This is a genomic window from Paenibacillus tabacirhizosphaerae, assembly GCF_040812395.1.
Lineage (GTDB): Bacteria > Bacillota > Bacilli > Paenibacillales > NBRC-103111 > Paenibacillus_E.
This window is the reverse complement of record NZ_JBFNXH010000002.1, coordinates 177,889-195,826: the sequence shown is the minus strand read 5'-3', so window position 1 is coordinate 195,826 and position 17,938 is coordinate 177,889. Positions and strand designations below refer to the sequence as shown.

Genomic DNA, 17,938 nt, shown 5'->3' with positions numbered 1-17,938 from the left:
TCCAACAAACAACTTGCCTATGAAAGTGAGGACATACCCATTATGAACATTCATATTTTTCAAAACCAACAGGAGCTGAATGAAGCAGGTGCCGGAATCATTACCTCTCTGGTTCAAATGCAACCAAAAGCCGTGCTTGGACTTGCTACGGGCGGAACTCCAGTCGGCATATACGAAGAGCTGGTCAAGGCGTACGAGAAAGGCCGCGCTTCTTTCAAAACGGTTACTACTTTTAACTTAGACGAATACGTCGGCTTGCCGGAAGATCATCCAGAAAGCTATCACACATATATGAAGCATCACCTGTTTGCTCATATCGATTTGCCTCAAGCACAAGCTCATATTCCAAACGGCAATTCCCCTGATACCGAAGCAGAATGCAGACGTTACAACCAAGAGCTGGAGAATGCCAAACAAATCGATTTGCAAATTCTCGGTCTCGGCCATAATGGTCATATCGGTTTTAATGAGCCCGATGACTCGCTTGTCAGCGGCACTCACTGCGTGGAATTAAAACAGGCAACGCGCGAGGCGAACGCCCGTTACTTCAATTCCATCGACGAAGTTCCTACCCATGCGTTAACGATGGGTGTCGGTACCATTTTGAAGGCAAAATCCATTTTGCTCATTGTCCGTGGCGCGGATAAAGCCGAGATCGTGCATCGCGCTCTGACCGGACCGATCACAACCGAAATTCCGGCTACGCTGCTGCAAACCCATCCGCATTTGGTCGTTCTTCTCGACGCTGAGGCAGGGAGGTTTTTCCAATGAACGAGCTGATCATCCGTAACGCCCGAATCGTAACGGAACAAGGTCTCATTGAAAATGGCGTAATCCACACGTCAAACGGCATCATTTCGTATGTTGGGGACGGGGCCGCGCCGAACCTGGAAACGGCTACTTCTGCGGCTCAGCACGTAGATGCTGGCGGAAGCTGGCTGCTGCCAGGCTTTATTGATGTGCATGTACATGGCGGATACGGGGCCGATTTCATGGATGCTACGCAAGAGGCCCTGGATACGATTACCCGTTTTCATGCTTTGCATGGAACGACATCCATGCTCGCTACGACAATGACCGCTGCTCGGGAAGACATCGACCGCGTGTTGGGCGAGGTCCATAGCTACATGAGCAAGCCCATGCCTTACACCCAGCTGCTTGGCGTTCATATGGAAGGTCCCTTCGTCTCGCCCAAGTGGGCCGGCGCGCAAGATCCGAACCTTATGGTGCCGCCACAGCTCGCTTGGCTCCAAGATTGGCACGCGCGCTTTCCGCAGCTCGTGCGTCAATTAACGCTGGCCCCTGAACGCGAAGGGGCTCTGGAGATGATCGCGTGGCTGCGCGATCGCGACATCGTTGCCGCATGCGGGCATACCGACGCTTCCTACGCCGACATTCAGTCGGCTGTAAGCGAGGGGCTCACGCATGCCGTGCACACCTTCAACGCGATGAAGCCGCTGCATCATCGCGAACCCGGCACCGTCGGTGCGATCCTCACCGACGCGCGCGTCAGCGGCGAAGTCATCGCCGACGGGCATCATGTGCACCCGGCAGCGATTCGCCTGCTGACGATGGTCAAGCAGCCGCACGGCCTGCTGCTGATCACGGACGCGATGTCCGCCGCAGGACTCGGCGACGGCGAGTACGAGCTTGGCGGGCAAGCTGTCACCGTGAAGTCCGGCGTGGCCCGGCTTACGGAAGTCGGTGCGCTCGCCGGCAGCACGCTGACCATGATCGAAGCGCTCCGCTTCATGGTGCGCGAGGTCGGCGTCTCCGTCGCGGAAGCGAGCCGCTACGCCAGCGGCAACCCGGCGCGTCTGCTGCGCCTGGAAGCGACACACGGCTCGATTGCGCTTGGCAAACGGGCCGACTTGCTGCTCGTGAACGCCGAGCTGGAGCTGGAGCGCGTATGGGTGCAGAGCAGAGAAATTAACGCGTAATCGGCACAACCGCTTCAGATAAACCAAACCTCCAACCCGCATATATTGTGGCTTGGAGGTTTTTTCATTTATACTAATTAAAAGAGTTCACAAGGAAATAAAAACCAATTCACCTCATTCCATCATTCGTCTTGAAGAAAGGGATTGTCTATGATCTATGCGATTAAAATAGCATACACCTTACTTTTTCCGCCAGGCATCATCATCCTGCTTCTGCTGAGCATTGCCTTCTGGCTGCAGCAAAAAAGAGAGCGCATGAGCTCCCTTCTCGTTGGACTTGCAGCTCTACTTTTATGTGCGAGTTCCATGCCAATTCTGGGTAATACTTTGCTGCAGTCCGTCGAACAACGCTACACGCCTCCGAACCAGCTGGCTGGAGATGTGCTCGTCATGCTCACAGGCGGTGCCACACAAGATATCTCCGACCCGCTCACGGGCGGGGAAGGCTATCTTTCCCCCTATACAGCAGCACGTGTGCTAACAACAGCTGAACTGTATCGTCAAACGAAGCTGCCTATCGTCCTCTCTGGCGGACAAGTGTTTAGCGATACAGGGAATGAATCCCAGATTGCTAAACGTCACCTACTTGCTCTTGGCATCCCTGATACCGCCATCCTGCTCGACGATACAAGCCTTAACACCGAGGAAAATGCGATACATACAAACGCTATCCTGAAGCAGCATAACTGGAAGCATCCCATACTCATTACATCAGCTTTTCACATGAAACGGGCTGTTAAACAATTTAACAACCTTAACGTAGATGTACTTCCATATCCTACTGACTACCAAATGAATCAGAAACAAGAGAAATATCTTACTAAGTTCATCCCTTCTGCTGCAGGACTATTAGCAACAGCTATGGCGTTAAAAGAATATTTAGGTCAACTTGCCGCTAACTAGAGGCTGTCGCTGACGTAAGACGTAAGATCGCTTGCTCGCCACGATGCCCACACCGTACCACTTTACCTGCCTGTAACGCTCTTTTGAAGCGTTGCAGGCCAGGGATTGCTTGCTGGCTCCCCTGTCTGCTCAGAATACTTTTCTCGTATCCCGCTCCTCCTTGAGCATTTCCACGGCTTCACGGAAACGCAAAGAATGAACAATCTCCCTCTCCCGCAGAAATTTCAAACCATCCTGCAAATCCACATCATCCGTCATATCAATAAGCCATTGATACGTAGCCCTGGCCTTTTCCTCCGCTGCAATATCCTCGTATAAATCAGCGATCGGATCTCCTTTAGCTTGTATGTACGCTGCCGTCCAGGGCACACCTGATGCATTTTGATAAAATAGCGCTCTGTCATGACTGACGTAATGATCGTCCAATCCGGCTGCTTTCAGCATATCGATCGTTGCGTCTTTGGTCAGTTTATACACCATTGTCGCAATCATTTCTAAATGGGCAAATTCTTCCGTTCCTATATCCGTTAACAAACCTATCACCTTGTCCGGGATGGTATACCGCTGATTTAAATATCGAAGCGCAGCCGCAAGCTCGCCATCCGCTCCTCCGTACTGCTCCAGCAGCAGTTTGGCCATATGCGGATCGCATTTGCTGACACGTACAGGATACTGCAGCTTTTTCTCATAAATCCACATGCGCTTTGCCTCCTCTTCTCAAACTTGCCAAGGCCAAGGTGCTTCAACCCACTGCCACGGCATTTTGCTGAATGCATGACCGAAGGGCATCAGCGGGCCGAATTCCATTTCGAACTGATGAGCAATGTGCATCCGTTTCTGCGCGAACTGATTATATTGCTGGAGTGCCGCCAGATCATCCGGATGCGTATCCAAATATAACGTCAGTTCGACAAGGACGAAATCGACCGTCTGTAAATCATGAAGCTGTTTGTAATAGGACTCCGACAACATGCCATGACTCATTCCCCAGTCCTCCCTTCGACCGCTCTTGATTCATACGGCCCATATAAAGCTGGCCACAAGGTTCCTATTTTCAGAGCTTCATATGGGCTAAATTGAGGCAATCCAGGCGGCTGATAAGCCATATATAACTGCGGCGGCGTATTATAAAATTTTTCGCGAATAGGCGGACAAGGATCAAACGGGCCAATAAAAGGGAAATAGACTTTAAATTGCGAATGCATATGCTCCCTCCTCTTCTTCAGGATACGGACTTCCGTCAAACTGGCGGAGGCCTATATGATGGTTATATGCGCAATAACTTGACCAAAATCACATGTTTTCCAACATTTCCACATTGTATGAGGCATTCATTCAGGGCTACAATGAGTCCAGGAAGTTATAGGCTGACAACACGAATAATGGAGGAAACCACGATGATCAAACAAAAGGTGATTCTCGCCGCTGCCGCAATCCTTATGACGACAGCCTCTATAAACAGCATGATTCCTGTAACGCCCGTGAGTGCCGCAACAATCAGCAATTCAGCTTTAAGCCAAGGAATGTCAAGCAGTTCCGTTTCAAGTCTGCAGCAAAATTTGAAAACGCTTGGATATTTCACCTATCCAACGGTAACCGGTTATTTTGGAACCCTTACATACCAAGCGGTCAAAGACTATCAGAAAGCGTATAGTCTCCCTACGACTGGCATCGCAGATCCGACAACCCAAACCAGTATTGCCCATGCACTGACCAAGCGTTCCCTGTTGAGTGACGCTATGAATTATCAACGCGTGCCTTATCTATGGGGCGGAGCAACACCACAAGGCTTCGATTGCTCTGGATTTATTTATTTTATGTCCCAAAAGTTTGGCATCCCGACAGTACGTACGACGTCCAAGGCACTGTTTGATAGCGGAACACCAGTCGCCCAATCCAATTTGCAGCCTGGCGATCTCGTTTTTTTCGCTATCTCTACGCCGGGCGTCATTGATCATGTGGGTTTTTATATGGGCAATGGTCAATTCCTGTCTGCAACGCGTTCGGCTGGCATTTATCCGCAAAGCATGACGAGTTCCTACTGGGGACCCAAATACATGGGAGCAAAACGCATTTACTAGATAGGCAGTTTAAATCTTTCATATAACTTATAACTTTCCCTGTAACAAACAAAGACCGCTTTCCTAACGGCATGTTAGGGCGAGCGGTCTTTGTTTAGTTCAATACTAGATGAATAAGTTCATGAAGCTCTGTTATAACAGCCAAGGGCACAACCTCCGCCTTCGGCTCTTTGCCGTATTTATTCAACCAGATGGCCTGCATGCCTGCTCGGATCGGCCCGACGACGTCGGCTTCCCATGAATCGCCGACAAAAAGAGTATCTTCGGCACTTACGCCAAAATAATCAAGCGCCATCTGGTAAATCCTTGGATCGGGCTTAGCGAACCCGACTACATTCGAAATCCACACCTGCTCGGATGGAAAAACCTCTTTTAGCCCTATGCGTTCGATCTTCCCTTCCTGCATATCGTGTGGCCCATTAGTTACGATGCCTAGCAAATACCGTTCTCGAAGCCTTAGAAGCAGATCGTGGACTGCCGGATCAGGCTTCAGGCTAGCAACATATCTGCGTACAAATTCCAAATTGAACGCTTTGGCTTCCTCATCGGCCATTACATATCGATGCTCAGCCAAAGTCGCGATCAGCCTGCGATTTCGGTACTCCTCAATGGAGCAGATGCGTTGTTCGTACAAGTAATAAAGTTCATCGCTATTTTTTTGAAATGAGGCAAAGAACGCTTCATTCTCGTATTGCTGGGTCACAGGGTGCTCGGCAAACATCTTTTTCAGTACTACATTGAAAGTACTTGAAAAATCAAACAACGTATCGTCCAAATCAAATAATATCAGCTTCATCTTCGTTCACGCCCTATACCCGGAGCTCTCGCTTAATTTACTCCATCTTAATGTTTAACTTCAGTAAGCCCGCTTTCCTCATCGCCTGGTAAATAATAACAACTAACGGACCCAAGAACAGTCCCTTAATCCCCATCAGTTCGAAGCCTACATATAAGCTAATTAAAGCAGCCAGAGCATTAATGCCAACTGCATCGCTCAACACCTTAGGTTCGACAATACGGCGGAAAATAGTTAATATGAGGAACAAAATCAGGAGACCAATGCCCATGCCCGTATGACCCGCAAGAAGCTGATAAATGAACCAAGGAATAAATACCAGCCCTGTGCCGACCACAGGCACAAACTCCATAAGCATCACGAGCAAGGAAATAGCAAGCGGATATTCCGCCCGCAGAACCAACAAGCCGATAAACGTGACCAAATACGTTAATACGGCCATAATGAGCTGCGCGCGAATGAAGCCGAAAATAGCCTGACGCAGATTTAGCAGCACATGGTCCATTTTTCCTTTGGAATTCTCCTCAAACACCGATAGAAAGGCTAATTTAAGCTTCGGCAAACTAATGGTAAACAAATATAGCGCGATCACGAATACGATAACCAAAATGAACAAGTTCGGAATTTTTCCCGCTACATTAAGAAAGAATCCTGAAATTCCGCTAAAAATATCCGTTAACGCCCCTGTTAAGGTTGCTGTACTGCGCTCCAGCCAGGTCTGCACTTGTAGAGCCATATCAGGAGACAATGACTCATAAAAGCCTTGTGTGCGCGTTACAGCCTGATCCACATACTTATTGACCTCATCCATATATTTAGGCGCTTTGCGTCCCAGATCAATGAGTTCGGTAACAACGTTCAACCCGATGAAGTAAAACAACGTCAAGGTCAGCAAGGTAAATAAAGTGCTGACGACCGTGGCCGCAATCAACCGATTTACCCGCGCCGCCCGCATAAGAAGAACCGTGATCGGATCCAGGAAAATAGCTGTAACCATGGCTAACAAGAACGGCAAACCAATCGTAAACAATCCATACAAAATCAGCAGTCCAAGAACCATGATGACAACCGTCTTCACTGACATAGGAGTTCCTCCGTTTATTCGTTTCCTGGTTTCACCGAGCTGTTTTTTGTAATATGAATCCGCACAATGCGCAATCTATCCACTTCTGAAACCTCAAAAACATGAGAACCAAACTCCACTTTTTTTCCGCTTACGGGCGCGCCATCCAGCTTTTTAAACAACCACCCGCCAATTGAATCGACATCATCGTCTTCAATTTCCAGATCGAGCATATCGTTCAAGTCTTCAATCAGTACGCGGCCATCCACCGACGTATACTTTTCCTTAACCTCAACTTCCGGACGCTCGTCAATGTCGAACTCATCATGCAACTCGCCTACGATCTCTTCGAGAATATCCTCAAGCGTGAGCAGCCCTGCCGTCCCCCCATATTCATCAATAACGATCGCGAGTTGAGAATGCTTTTTCTGCATTAGCTTCAGTACGCGGCTTACTTCCATAGACTCAGGAACGTTCAGAATTGGTCGTATAAATGTTTTTAACTCTTGCTCCTCATCCGGATCAGCAGTCAGTAAATCAGCAATATGTACAAATCCGACGATCGTATCTTTGTCCTCTACGCCAACCGGATAACGAGTATGCTTGGTTTCGTGCACCATGCGTAAATTATCGATAAAGCTTAAGTCTAGAAATAAACAATCCATATCCGTCCGCGGCAGCATGACTTCTCTGGCGATCCGATCCGAGAATTCGAAAATATTATCAAAAAGCGCCATTTCATCTTGATCGATATGCCCGCTTTTGACGCTCTCATCCATCAGGATGCGAATTTCTTCCTCCGTGTGAGCAGCTTCATGCTCGCTAGCCGGTTCAACGCCAATCCAGCGCAAAAACATATTGGCTGATCCGTTAAGGAACCAGATGATAGGACGAAAGGCCTTGTAGAAAAACAATAACGGAGCAGAAAGCCATAAGGAGGTGAGCTCCGCTTTTTGAATCGCAAATGACTTCGGAGCCAATTCGCCAAGCACAATATGCATAAATGTAATAAACGCAAAAGCTACGATGAATGACAATGTATCCGTATATACCGAAGGCTCGATGTGCAGCGTGTGCAGAAGAGGCTCTACAATAAGCTCTGAAACCGCTGGCTCGCCAACCCAGCCTAAGCCCAGGGAGGCCAGCGTAATACCAAGCTGCGTTGCCGATAAATAAGTATCCAGTTGAGATGTCACCGTCATCGCATATTTAGCTTTGCCGCTGCCTTCGTTCACAAGCTGCTGAATGCGGGACTGACGAACTTTCACAAGCGCAAACTCAGCAGCTACGAAAAATCCGTTTAGCAGAACAAGTATTAACACTAAGATCAAGTTCATCCCTATGGCGCCAAAATCAAATGAAGTATGTGGCAATGAGTATATTCTCCTTCAAATTAAGGATTAAATGATAGCTTTACGGCTTTTGAAATCAATCGAGCGATAATAGGAATCAGCCACAAGCAAGTTAGGTCCGCAGCAAGCTGCTTCACTGCAGAAACAGTTCACGCGCAGATTAAGCGGATGGTTCTCCCATCGGGCGAAAACGGTATCCAGGTCATCCTGGTGCACATTGCCAAGCGGCGGTACATCTGCAAAATCCGTCACATACACATCCCCCGTAAATGTACTGATGTTCAATCGGTTGCGTCCATCCGGATCGTTACGCACCGTTACATTCGGTTCATGGCGAAGCCGTTTGACCAGTACGTGATCGTCCGCATCCTCGTTGCAAGCAAAAAACGGGAGTGTACCGAAGAGCATCCACATGTCCTTATTTCGGCTGTCCAACAGCCGGTGAATACTGCTTCGCAGCTCCGGGAGCGTAACCATCGGCAAATGCGAGGCGAAGGAGCTTGCATACATCGGATGCACCTCATGCCGTTTACAGCCCATTTCTTCGATAAGCTTATGTATGCCTGGCAACTTCTCATGTGTGCGTGTATTTATCATCGATTCTGCCGACACGTACAAGCCGCCTTTGCTTAGCGCGATCGTATTCTCCACCATTCGCTCATACATGCGCGCTGCGGTCTCGTAGCTGACCGGATGGCTTGCGTTGACGAAGCCGACTTCATGGAAATCATGGGCATTTAAATAATTAAAGGAAATATGCATGACATCCAAGTAAGGAGCAAGCAGCTCGTACCTGGCCAAATCCAACGTTAAATTGGAGTTGATCTGCGTCCGAACGCCGCGGTCTCGCGCATATTTCAAAATCGGAAGCATATAGTCTTGAACCGTCTTCAGATGATAAGACGGCTCGCCGCCTGTCAAGCTGAGCGTCTCCAAGTGCTCAACCCGATCCAGTTTGTTCAAGATCTCATCGAGCGGCAGCCTTGGGCCTTCCGCCATCGTTAAAGAATCGCCTACAGCGCAGTGCTCACACCGCATATTACAAAGATTCGTTATCGTAAGCTCAACACTGGTTAATACATGCTTCCCATATTGACGATAGGACCGTATTGGATCCCACGGATCGTACTGAGGAGATAACTCCGGCAAAAGGGAGCGGGGTTCATTGATATTCATGCTGTTCACACCTAACCTATCATTTCCAATTGACTACGGCATGGCACTTTTATGCCTATACCTATGCCCTATATTGTAACTTATGATTAGTAAAAAAGGAAACTGGCACCGCCAAGCAGACAGATCTCAGATTGCTCTCTCCATCTATCCCAATCTCGCTTTACGTTCATCCGGTTTGGCCGGACGTCCTTGACGAAGCCATCTAGGCGCCCACCAGTTAGCCGGGCCAAGCAGCTTCATCAGCGCCGGGACAAGCATGATACGAATGATGGTTGCATCGATGAGCACAGCGAGACCTAAACCCAGCCCCAACGCCTTCATGATTTCTATATCTGTAAAAATAAAAGAGCCGACCACCACAACTAAAATAAAGGCTGCGCTCGTAATCAAGCTTCCGGTTTTCTTCAACCCCTCTGCTGTGCTCCGGTCGTTATCGCCGCTTGCCTCATACTCCTCCATGATCCGCGAAATGAGGAAAACTTCGTAGTCCATCGATATCCCGAATACGACACAAAAAATAATAACCGGCAGCGTCGCGCTGACATAACCGATTGACGTGATATGCAGGATGTCAGCCAAATAACCATGTTGAAAAACAAGGACAACCAAACCAAGACTCGCTCCGAGACTAAGCATATTCATCAATACGGCCTTAAGCGGCAGCACAACAGATCGAAAAGCAAATAAAAGCACAAGATAGGTTACGCCCATAACCAACGTCAGCACGAATGGGATTTGCTTCTGAATCCGATCGATAATATCCAAGCGGTAGGCCGGACTGCCGGACACCACGACATCCAGGCTATCGCGATCCAAGGTACGAAGCTTTCGCACCAATTCATCTGTGATAGGATCATCCGGATCTTGCTCAGGTACAACGACCATCATCGCCGTGTGACCTTTAGCTATTTTTTTTCCTTCAATTTGAGTTCTGGCCTCCGGCTTCTTCATCATAGCGGCTAGCTCTGAATCTGAGTGTGTTCCTAGCGCACTTACATAGCTCTGCACTTCTTTCACGCCTGAGACGGCAGCAACCCGTTCACCATAAGCGCGAACCTCTTTAATGGACTGCTCTTCCCACACTTCTTCATCCGTATGGATAACAATCTGAATAGGGCCAAGCATTCTGGAATCATAAGCCATTTTCATCAAATCTGAGCCATAGCGCGATTCATAAGTAGGAGGAAGCACTTCCGCATTCGGCACGCTCAATTTCATGCGTCCAATCGGCGCCATAACGATGAGCAGAATACACCCTACAATCAAAACCAGAAGAAGCGGCCGTTTCATGACTCCGTATGCCATCCGTTCCCAGAAGTGTGAAGTCTCTCCTTTCCGGAAACGACGTGGCACAACCTGATGCGAATTAATCCGATGGCCCAAAATGCCAAGGAGCGACAAGAGCATGGTGTTCGCCACAATAACCGATATCGACACGACGATAACACCGCCTAAGCAGAGCGATCTGAAAAAGGTCAAATCCACGAATAGCATGCCAAGCAGTCCGATCAAGACGGCAATGCCGGAAAAGAAAATCGACTTGCCTGCGGTCTGACATGTCATTGCTACACTCTCTGCTACGTTCGGTTGGCGTCTGAGCTCCTCCCGAAAACGGCTGACAAGAAACAAAGCGTAGTCGATCCCTACAGCCAGCCCCAGCATGGTCACCATATTGGGAAGGAAATTGGACAGGGACTGGTGCTGCGCAATGAAATAAGTAATCCCTAGCGTAAGCGTTACACTCATCAGCCCCACGATCATAGGCAAAAGAGCCGCTACCAATGTCCCAAACACGATAAGCAGAACAATCAGCGCAATAGGCAATCCGATGGCTTCGGATTTGGCGATATCCCGTTTACTTGCCACCTGCATATCATGCAGAATAGCCGGCCCCCCGCTGACATAAACTTTCATTCCGTTCGGAGGATGCACAAGATCTTTCAATTCCGGATATTTCTCTAGCGCAGGATCGGTGTCCAGGTTTAACGCCACGGTAACTGCCTGCACATCCCGATGCCCCTCTTTTCTCGGCGTCGAAGCAAACTCCACACTTTCAACATAAGGAAGCTTCTTCAGCTCGGCCAAAGAATCCATTATCGCTTGTTTTTGTTTCTCCTCTGTCAAATCAAGACCTTCACCCGTAAAGACCAGATTCAACACGGTTAACGGCAATCCAAGCTCGTCGCGCATCTCGATTAATCCCCGGTCGGACTCACTTCCTTTCGGTGTGAATCCGTTATCCTTCAACATACCTGGTGTTTTCTGAGCGAACAAAGCAAAGCTGAGAAGCAGAATTATGCCTATGGCCAAAACTAGCCACCGAAATCGGTGCATCGTGTAACCCCAACGCCAGAAGTTGCCTTTATATGCTGATTCCTTCACTGAAATCCTCCTAATCTGCAAAAAGAACCTGGTTTCCCAGGTTCTTAGGTCGTTAGCTATCTTTATTTTATCTCAAAACAAGGTAGGTATGCTTAAATCAGGCAAAACATCGCCAACTTTAATTTCTCCGACCTCCGAAATGAGAACGGAAAGCTTCGTAGACAGATCAATTTCATAAGGTTCTTTGATTTCCTGACCCGCTTCATCTTGAAGCACGCGCACAATCGGGCGCTGAGGAAACGCCATGTTTAGTTTAGAAACAATCCCATATTCTCCAGTATTCAGTCGAACATTAATGCCAAGTGGATATATCGCAATTTTGTCCCTGAATAAAGCGATTTGACTTTGATCGTATAGCGTGCCCGAGCCTGTAAACAACTGCTCCATAGCCTCATGCGGCAGCAAAGGCCTGCGGTATACTCTCGTTGTCGTCATCGCATCATATGAGTCAACCAGACCGATCCATCGGGAAAATTCGTGAATGTCCGGACCTTGAATACCACGCGGATAACCGCTCCCATTCATCCGTTCATGGTGCTGAAGCGCACAATGAGCAGACAATAGGGAGATATTCGGCTCATCCTTCAAAATTTGAAAGCCATATGTAGTGTGGTTCTTCATTTCAGTAAATTCTTCTTCCGTTAGCTGAGAAGGTTTTCTTAATATCCCTAACGGTATCTTCGTTTTACCAATGTCATGCAGCAGCGCCCCAAGTCCCAGCGCCTCCAAGTTATCTCTGCTGTAACCATAGCTGATTCCGAGCATCGTAGCGTAAATGCTCACATTGACTGAATGCTGAAACAAATAATTATCCTTGAGGTTCATATTATTCAACATCACCATTGCGCCTTGATGGGCGCTTATATCATCAATGATCATTTTCATAACGTCGCGGAAACTCCGCCCTATATCGTAATAGCTGACAGAACCCCGTTTGTTGGAATCCTCCATCACTTTGCGAAACGTATTGCGAATTTCAATCACTGCTTTACTTCGCGTTTCGTCCTGAATCCAATCTTCATGCACGATATCGTCCGTACGCGAGTCTGCGATATATATATAATCAATACCATAGCTAAATAACCGATCAATGAGTCTCTGCGTTAACTCAACATTAACGGCAAGCAACACCATGCCGTCTTCATTATAAATATTTTTCGCCAACCTCATTCCAGGATGACACGTATTGATTGGCATTAACCGCATTTCGGTTCCCCCGATTAGGTGAGCGTTTCTTTCTAATGTAATAGATTTTACTAGAAAGTTCAATACAAAAAACCGCATCTTTCGACGCGGTTCGCTGAATACATTTATTTGAGATTAGCTCATGAATAAATAAAGGGCAAATACAATGGCCAGAGCAAAGCGATAATAAGCGAAATAAGTCAATTTCATACGCTGAACAAATTTAATGAAAGTAGCAACTGCTAGTAAGGCTACGATAAAGGCAACCACAAAACCGACAGCAAAGAAAGGAAGATCTGCCGATGAAAGAGCATTGTAATTTTTCAAGAAATACACGCCGGAAGCGCCGAACATGATCGGAATTGCCATGATAAAAGTGAAATCCGCTGAAGCTGCACGGCTTACGCCTGAAAGCATACCGCCCGCAATCGTCGATCCGGAACGGGAAAAACCCGGCCATATGGAGAGCAATTGCCATAAGCCGATAAAGAAAGCTTGCCGATAGGTCATATCGTCCATAACCACGGCTTTCGGCTGCTCTTTCCTTTTCTCCCCTAATATCAGAAGGATACCTCCCAGTACGAGACCAACCAGAACGGAAACCGGATTAAACAGGACTTTATCCACATAATCATTAAAGGCCACCCCAATTAAGCCCGCAGGGAGAATACCAATGAGAATGTGAAGCAAATTCAGCTTCTTGCCCGTTTTGCTTTCGCTCTTCCTTTTCACTAAGCCAAACAACGAGAGGATTCGTTTCCAGTAAATGATGACAACGGCCAAGATCGCTCCCAACTGGATGACGAAATCAAAGGTCTTCATGACTTCATCGTTCTGTGTGTTGAGTAGGCTTTGCGCTAAAATCATGTGTCCTGTTGAGGACACCGGCAAAAACTCCGTTAAGCCCTCCACAATGCCGATAATAATGGCTTCAAAAATAGTGTGCATGTTTTCCCCCTATAAATGAGAGTTTATTTACGTACTCCTGTCCAATTATCTATTCTACCTGTATCCCTGTGAATCTGACAATACCTTCGACAAAGGTCGTCACTCGTTTCTACGCTTCAACAAATTTTTCGGGGTTTATATCTGTAAATCGTGCATGTTCGCAGTCCAAAATCGCCTTCTCATCCTGCAGCTGTGAAACCAGCACATCCCGAATAAATTCAGGAAGTATATATTCAATGTTCGTTCCAAGACCGAGGCTGAGATAGCCGGAGTTAAAGGTGAACATATCGATGGTGCCGACGACATAGTCGCGCTCCGGCTGCAAAGGCTCATCGCCCACTGTAACGGCGATGATACGCTGATAGGGCGGGCGGGAGCTGTCCACCTCGACGCGCATGCCGTCGACGCACAGAATGCCCAGCACCTCGCCCCGGAAGCCGAAGCCGCGAATCGGCTTCTCCATAAATTCGCCAAGCTGCGACTCTTCGAGCGCTTGGAGCAGATGGGCACCCCTGAGCCGCATGCGGCAGGGGTTGATCGGCCCCGGGCAGATTTCGAGCAATCTGCCGCGTGTCTGGCGCCCCTCCTTCAGTCCCTGAAGGAGCTGGCCGCTGTTGACCAGCCCGATTTCGGCGCTGGTCCAGCGGCGAATCCCCGCGGCAAGCAAGTTGCCGAGGGGGGATTCGCCGTACCAGTCCAGGCGCAGCGGCTCCCGCAGCTGCGCCACTTCTGCGTCCAGCGTCACCGCGCTGGACTGGCGGTACTGCTCCAGCAGCGCTGTGATGCTGCTGTCTTCTTTCATGCCGGCCATCGGGACGACGCGGCCGGTCAGCTCTACGACCCGGCGCTGCGCCCGGTCGTAGGCAAGTTCGATGCGGCCGGCGTACTGTCCGAACTTACCGGCCGCACAGATATAGGTGCCGCTGTGCAAGAGCGGCTCCTCCAGCAAATGATGCGTATGGCCACCCAGGATGAGATCGATGCCATCGACCTCCTCCGCCATATGCTGATCCATCCGCAGCCCCAAATGAGAGAGCACAATAATAACGTCCACTTGAGGACCCAGTATTTCTTGATAAGCTCTTACCGCTGCCAACGGCTCGCCTACGTGCCAGCCAAGCAGCTCATAATAGGACGTGAAAGCAGCCGTTACGCCAATCAAGCCAAATCTCAGCCCTGCTTTCTCCACAATGTGATATGGAGTCATCCAGTCCGGCGTTTGGTTCGAAGCCACCTCACGGATATTGCTCCCGATAATAGGAAATTGCGAGTGTTCACTAAATATTGCCTTTAGTATTTCTGGGGTAAAGGTTAAACCTTCGTTGTTCCCAACCGTCATTGCATCATAACCGGTTGCGTTCATAATAGCCAGATTCGCCACACCGTTAGTGCCTTCCGTTTCCGGGCGCATCCGATCCATATGATCGCCTATATCCAAGGTTAGCACGAGATCTGCGGCCAGTTCATCCCGAACGCTCTGGAAGTAGCTGCTTATCTTAGGCATCTGTTCAAAATGACTGTGGATGTCATTCGTATGCAGGATGACTACGCGCTGCAGTTCTTCGGACATACCGTTCACCTCCTAAGAGAGTTGCTTAAGCAACTCTGACATCGTAAGCATTCACTGAATGTTGCTTAAAGCAACACTGACATCATAAGCATTCGCTGGGCTTCATCAGTTTCATAAAGCATGTCTAATCTTATGCAGCTAACATCGCTCTCATTTCTTGATTTTTAGTTCATCCAGCGACACCGTGTTCTTGAACCCATAAGTCGCCTCATCGCCGAGAGCAGCATCGTGGAGAAACCATATTTTCACAACGCTTTTGACATTCAGGCATTCGCTGCTTCCATCCGGGACATACAATCGTAAGGGATGGCCTTTCTTAAGCTCCTCCCCCTCTTGGGCATACAGAAATAAGGCCTGATTAACCTGCGACCAAGGCAGGGTAGCCTGGAACTCATCAATAGCCTCTACTTTGACATGCGTCGGAATAACGGAATCATTCGCATGATGCAAAGTTTTCCAAGCATCGTACCACGATGTTAAATCATATGCGTCTCCTTGGACATCCGGCACTCTTTCTTGGAGCGGCATTGTATTCTTGGCAATCGCAACTATACTCGCTACAGTGAAGTTCTCACTGGTTATTTGAGCGTCTGACACTTCTATGTAGATATCGGCAGGCATGGCTGGGTATCCCCTTTCTTATGGCTCCAAAACACTTCTCCCATTATACCATCTTCCTGGCAAAATATGATATGCTGAGAAGGATACCTACACTACAACAACGGGAGCACAACCATGCAAATACATATTCAGCTTTTTGCAGGTCTCGTAGACTTGCTGGGGACTTCAGTCCTCACCCTCGACATTGAACAAGATGCAATTTCAATAAAGCAGCTCAAAGAACTGATCGTTGAACGGTACCCTTCAGCTGCGCCTCAGCTTTTGCCATGCTTTTTCGCCAAAAATCAAGCCTATGCGGCTGAGCAGGACATGGTCCATGGGGGTGACGAGCTTGCGTTGATTCCGCCAGTTTCGGGGGGCCAACCATCCAATTACGTCATTACCTTTGAGACGATCGATGTTGCTGAAGTCACTGCGAAGGTCAATCATCCTAATCACGGCGCTTCGCTTGCATTTATCGGAACGACGCGAGAGCTGACCCACGGACAGCGAACCGTCCTTCTCGAGTACGAAGCCTATGTGCCCATGGCCTTGAAGACGATGGAAACCATCGGCAACGAAATTGCGGGCAACTGGCCTGGAACCTTGTGCGCGATCACCCATCGCCTAGGCAAAGTGGAGATTGCCGAAGCAAGCGTTGTTATTGCTGTCTCCTCACCGCACCGCGCAAGCTGTTACGAAGCTAGCCGATACGCCATTGAACGTTTGAAACAAATTGTACCGATCTGGAAAAAAGAGATATGGGAAGACGGCTCCGAGTGGAAAGGCAGCCAAACCGGCCCCTGGAACCCGCTTCTAGTTCCCGAGCTTGAGCAGAGTTGAGACAGGAGATGAATAGAATGGATGTACACATAGATGAAGAAGTAAAAAATGACGTCGATGCGCGTTATTCTAGGCAAGTGCTCTTTGCCCCTATAGGCGTAAATGGACAGCGCAAATTAAATGAAAGCAAGGTAGCCATCGTAGGGATGGGAGCGCTAGGCACCGTGCTTGCCAATCATATGGTCCGTGCGGGAGTCGGGTACGTCCGCTTGATCGACCGCGATTTCGTGGAGACCAGTAATTTACAGCGGCAAATGCTGTATGATGAGGATGACGCAGCGTCCTCGACACCCAAAGCGATTGCCGCAGCCAAGCGCCTGCAGCTTGTGAATTCGCAAGTGGTCATTGACCCCTATGTCACCGATGTGAATCCAACGAACGCGGAGACTTTGCTAAGCGGCGTGGATCTTATTTTGGACGGCACGGATAATTTCTCGGTTCGATTTCTAATCAACGATGTGAGCAATAAGCTGGGTATCCCCTGGATATATGGAGGCGCGGTGGCATCAAGAGGGGTGGCGTTAACGATTATTCCAGGACAAACCCCTTGTCTCCGTTGCTTATTCGCCGGGGCGCCGGCCGCAGGAACAACGGAAACCTGCGATACGGCTGGGGTCATCGGAGGCATTATTCACATCGTCGCCTCTTTCCAAGCAACAGAAGCTCTGAAAATCCTTATTGGCGATCAGACGCATCTGAATCTTCGCATGCAGCAATGGGACTTATGGTATAACCAGAATTCAGCAATTAGTGTGGCAGGCGCGCGAAAAGCAGATTGTCCTGCTTGCGGTCAGCAGCACTATGAGTATTTGGACGCAATTATGGATAGCGATACCATTCAATCCTTGTGCGGGCGCAACTCCGTTCAGATCCATCCCATTCACCCTTCCACGCTCACTCTCGAAGATTGGGAAGAACGATTAATGCCTCTGGGACCCGTTGAAAAAAATCGTTTTCTGTTGAAGTTTCAAGCCAGTCCCGAGATCCATATGGTCATTTTTCCAGATGGACGCGTACTCATTCAAGGTACGGATGATTTAACTCAGGCTAAAAGCCTATACAGCCGTTATATAGGCATGTAAAACTCAAAAAAAACTAG

At 48.7% G+C, this 17,938-nt stretch carries 18 protein-coding genes; 6 read left to right on the top strand and 12 right to left on the bottom strand.

From position 1 onward, the window contains the following. Positions 1-42 precede the first annotated feature (42 nt). The 3 genes from nagB to ABRS97_RS03795 all read left to right on the top strand — a co-directional run bounded on the left by nagB (position 43) and on the right by ABRS97_RS03795 (position 2,843). On the top strand, positions 43-771 hold the full coding sequence (gene nagB, locus ABRS97_RS03805; RefSeq protein WP_367811574.1) for a glucosamine-6-phosphate deaminase: 729 nt from the start codon (positions 43-45) through the stop codon (positions 769-771). Then, a complete protein-coding gene (gene nagA, locus ABRS97_RS03800; RefSeq protein ID WP_367811573.1) occupies positions 768-1,940 on the top strand; it encodes an N-acetylglucosamine-6-phosphate deacetylase in 1,173 nt (390 codons plus the stop codon). Before nagB ends, nagA begins: the two co-directional genes overlap by 4 nt. A 150-nt stretch (positions 1,941-2,090) precedes the next feature. After that, positions 2,091-2,843, top strand: coding sequence for a YdcF family protein (locus ABRS97_RS03795; protein ID WP_367811572.1), 753 nt, complete (start codon positions 2,091-2,093; stop codon positions 2,841-2,843). A gap of 129 nt (positions 2,844-2,972) precedes the next feature. Here the strand turns inward: ABRS97_RS03795 and ABRS97_RS03790 are convergent, their stop codons facing one another. Genes ABRS97_RS03790 through ABRS97_RS03780 form a run of 3 tightly spaced genes read right to left on the bottom strand, consistent with a single transcriptional unit; the run spans position 2,973 to position 4,048 of the window. Beyond that, complete coding sequence (locus ABRS97_RS03790) at positions 2,973-3,542, bottom strand: manganese catalase family protein (protein WP_367811571.1); 570 nt, start codon at positions 3,540-3,542, stop codon at positions 2,973-2,975. Between the two features lie 18 nt (positions 3,543-3,560). After that, positions 3,561-3,827 carry a spore coat protein CotJB gene (locus ABRS97_RS03785; protein WP_367811570.1) on the bottom strand — a complete coding sequence of 89 codons (267 nt, stop codon included), beginning with the start codon at positions 3,825-3,827 and terminating at the stop codon, positions 3,561-3,563. Next, positions 3,824-4,048, bottom strand: coding sequence for a spore coat associated protein CotJA (locus ABRS97_RS03780; RefSeq protein WP_367811569.1), 225 nt, complete (start codon positions 4,046-4,048; stop codon positions 3,824-3,826). The genes ABRS97_RS03785 and ABRS97_RS03780 overlap by 4 nt, the downstream gene beginning before the upstream one ends. Positions 4,049-4,240: 192 nt before the next feature. Between ABRS97_RS03780 and ABRS97_RS03775 the strand changes: the two genes are divergently transcribed. Continuing rightward, positions 4,241-4,924, top strand: a complete 684-nt coding sequence (locus tag ABRS97_RS03775; RefSeq protein WP_367811568.1) for a C40 family peptidase — start codon at positions 4,241-4,243, stop codon at positions 4,922-4,924. Positions 4,925-5,018: 94 nt separating this feature from the next. Here the strand turns inward: ABRS97_RS03775 and ABRS97_RS03770 are convergent, their stop codons facing one another. The 9 genes from ABRS97_RS03770 to ABRS97_RS03730 form a co-directional block, all read right to left on the bottom strand. Further along, on the bottom strand, positions 5,019-5,720 hold the full coding sequence (locus ABRS97_RS03770) for an HAD family hydrolase (protein ID WP_367811567.1): 702 nt from the start codon (positions 5,718-5,720) through the stop codon (positions 5,019-5,021). A 37-nt stretch (positions 5,721-5,757) separates the two neighbouring features. Beyond that, entirely contained in the window at positions 5,758-6,804 is a 1,047-nt protein-coding gene (gene ytvI / locus ABRS97_RS03765) for a sporulation integral membrane protein YtvI (protein ID WP_367811566.1), read from the bottom strand. 14 nt (positions 6,805-6,818) lie between these two features. Then, complete coding sequence (locus ABRS97_RS03760; RefSeq protein WP_367811929.1) at positions 6,819-8,120, bottom strand: hemolysin family protein; 1,302 nt, start codon at positions 8,118-8,120, stop codon at positions 6,819-6,821. 63 nt (positions 8,121-8,183) lie between these two features. After that, entirely contained in the window at positions 8,184-9,311 is a 1,128-nt protein-coding gene (yfkAB, locus tag ABRS97_RS03755; protein WP_367811565.1) for a radical SAM/CxCxxxxC motif protein YfkAB, read from the bottom strand. Positions 9,312-9,455: 144 nt separating this feature from the next. Beyond that, on the bottom strand, positions 9,456-11,693 hold the full coding sequence (locus ABRS97_RS03750; RefSeq protein ID WP_367811564.1) for an MMPL family transporter: 2,238 nt from the start codon (positions 11,691-11,693) through the stop codon (positions 9,456-9,458). Between the two features lie 72 nt (positions 11,694-11,765). Beyond that, entirely contained in the window at positions 11,766-12,899 is a 1,134-nt protein-coding gene (locus tag ABRS97_RS03745) for an HD-GYP domain-containing protein (protein WP_367811563.1), read from the bottom strand. Positions 12,900-13,013: 114 nt separating this feature from the next. After that, positions 13,014-13,826 carry an undecaprenyl-diphosphate phosphatase gene (locus tag ABRS97_RS03740; protein ID WP_367811562.1) on the bottom strand — a complete coding sequence of 271 codons (813 nt, stop codon included), beginning with the start codon at positions 13,824-13,826 and terminating at the stop codon, positions 13,014-13,016. Positions 13,827-13,935: 109 nt separating this feature from the next. Continuing rightward, a complete protein-coding gene (locus ABRS97_RS03735) occupies positions 13,936-15,396 on the bottom strand; it encodes a bifunctional metallophosphatase/5'-nucleotidase (protein WP_367811561.1) in 1,461 nt (486 codons plus the stop codon). 150 nt (positions 15,397-15,546) lie between these two features. Beyond that, complete coding sequence (locus ABRS97_RS03730) at positions 15,547-16,017, bottom strand: hypothetical protein (protein ID WP_367811560.1); 471 nt, start codon at positions 16,015-16,017, stop codon at positions 15,547-15,549. A 114-nt stretch (positions 16,018-16,131) separates the two neighbouring features. On the opposite strand from ABRS97_RS03730, the gene ABRS97_RS03725 reads away from it, so the two are divergent. Continuing rightward, complete coding sequence (locus tag ABRS97_RS03725; RefSeq protein ID WP_367811559.1) at positions 16,132-16,839, top strand: molybdenum cofactor biosynthesis protein; 708 nt, start codon at positions 16,132-16,134, stop codon at positions 16,837-16,839. 8 nt (positions 16,840-16,847) lie between these two features. Continuing rightward, positions 16,848-17,921, top strand: coding sequence for a ThiF family adenylyltransferase (locus ABRS97_RS03720; RefSeq protein WP_483312409.1), 1,074 nt, complete (start codon positions 16,848-16,850; stop codon positions 17,919-17,921). The last annotated feature ends 17 nt before the right edge of the window (positions 17,922-17,938 follow it).

Coding starts and splice junctions, on each gene's coding strand:
- nagB (WP_367811574.1), top strand. CDS start 43: ATGAACATTCATATTTTTCAAAACCAACAGGAGCTGAATGAAGCAGGT.
- nagA (WP_367811573.1), top strand. CDS start 768: ATGAACGAGCTGATCATCCGTAACGCCCGAATCGTAACGGAACAAGGT.
- ABRS97_RS03795 (WP_367811572.1), top strand. CDS start 2,091: ATGATCTATGCGATTAAAATAGCATACACCTTACTTTTTCCGCCAGGC.
- ABRS97_RS03790 (WP_367811571.1), bottom strand. CDS start 3,542: ATGTGGATTTATGAGAAAAAGCTGCAGTATCCTGTACGTGTCAGCAAA.
- ABRS97_RS03785 (WP_367811570.1), bottom strand. CDS start 3,827: ATGAGTCATGGCATGTTGTCGGAGTCCTATTACAAACAGCTTCATGAT.
- ABRS97_RS03780 (WP_367811569.1), bottom strand. CDS start 4,048: ATGCATTCGCAATTTAAAGTCTATTTCCCTTTTATTGGCCCGTTTGAT.
- ABRS97_RS03775 (WP_367811568.1), top strand. CDS start 4,241: ATGATCAAACAAAAGGTGATTCTCGCCGCTGCCGCAATCCTTATGACG.
- ABRS97_RS03770 (WP_367811567.1), bottom strand. CDS start 5,720: ATGAAGCTGATATTATTTGATTTGGACGATACGTTGTTTGATTTTTCA.
- ytvI (WP_367811566.1), bottom strand. CDS start 6,804: ATGTCAGTGAAGACGGTTGTCATCATGGTTCTTGGACTGCTGATTTTG.
- ABRS97_RS03760 (WP_367811929.1), bottom strand. CDS start 8,120: ATGAACTTGATCTTAGTGTTAATACTTGTTCTGCTAAACGGATTTTTC.
- yfkAB (WP_367811565.1), bottom strand. CDS start 9,311: ATGAATATCAATGAACCCCGCTCCCTTTTGCCGGAGTTATCTCCTCAG.
- ABRS97_RS03745 (WP_367811563.1), bottom strand. CDS start 12,899: ATGCGGTTAATGCCAATCAATACGTGTCATCCTGGAATGAGGTTGGCG.
- ABRS97_RS03740 (WP_367811562.1), bottom strand. CDS start 13,826: ATGCACACTATTTTTGAAGCCATTATTATCGGCATTGTGGAGGGCTTA.
- ABRS97_RS03735 (WP_367811561.1), bottom strand. CDS start 15,396: ATGTCCGAAGAACTGCAGCGCGTAGTCATCCTGCATACGAATGACATC.
- ABRS97_RS03730 (WP_367811560.1), bottom strand. CDS start 16,017: ATGCCTGCCGATATCTACATAGAAGTGTCAGACGCTCAAATAACCAGT.
- ABRS97_RS03725 (WP_367811559.1), top strand. CDS start 16,132: ATGCAAATACATATTCAGCTTTTTGCAGGTCTCGTAGACTTGCTGGGG.
- ABRS97_RS03720 (WP_483312409.1), top strand. CDS start 16,848: ATGAATAGAATGGATGTACACATAGATGAAGAAGTAAAAAATGACGTC.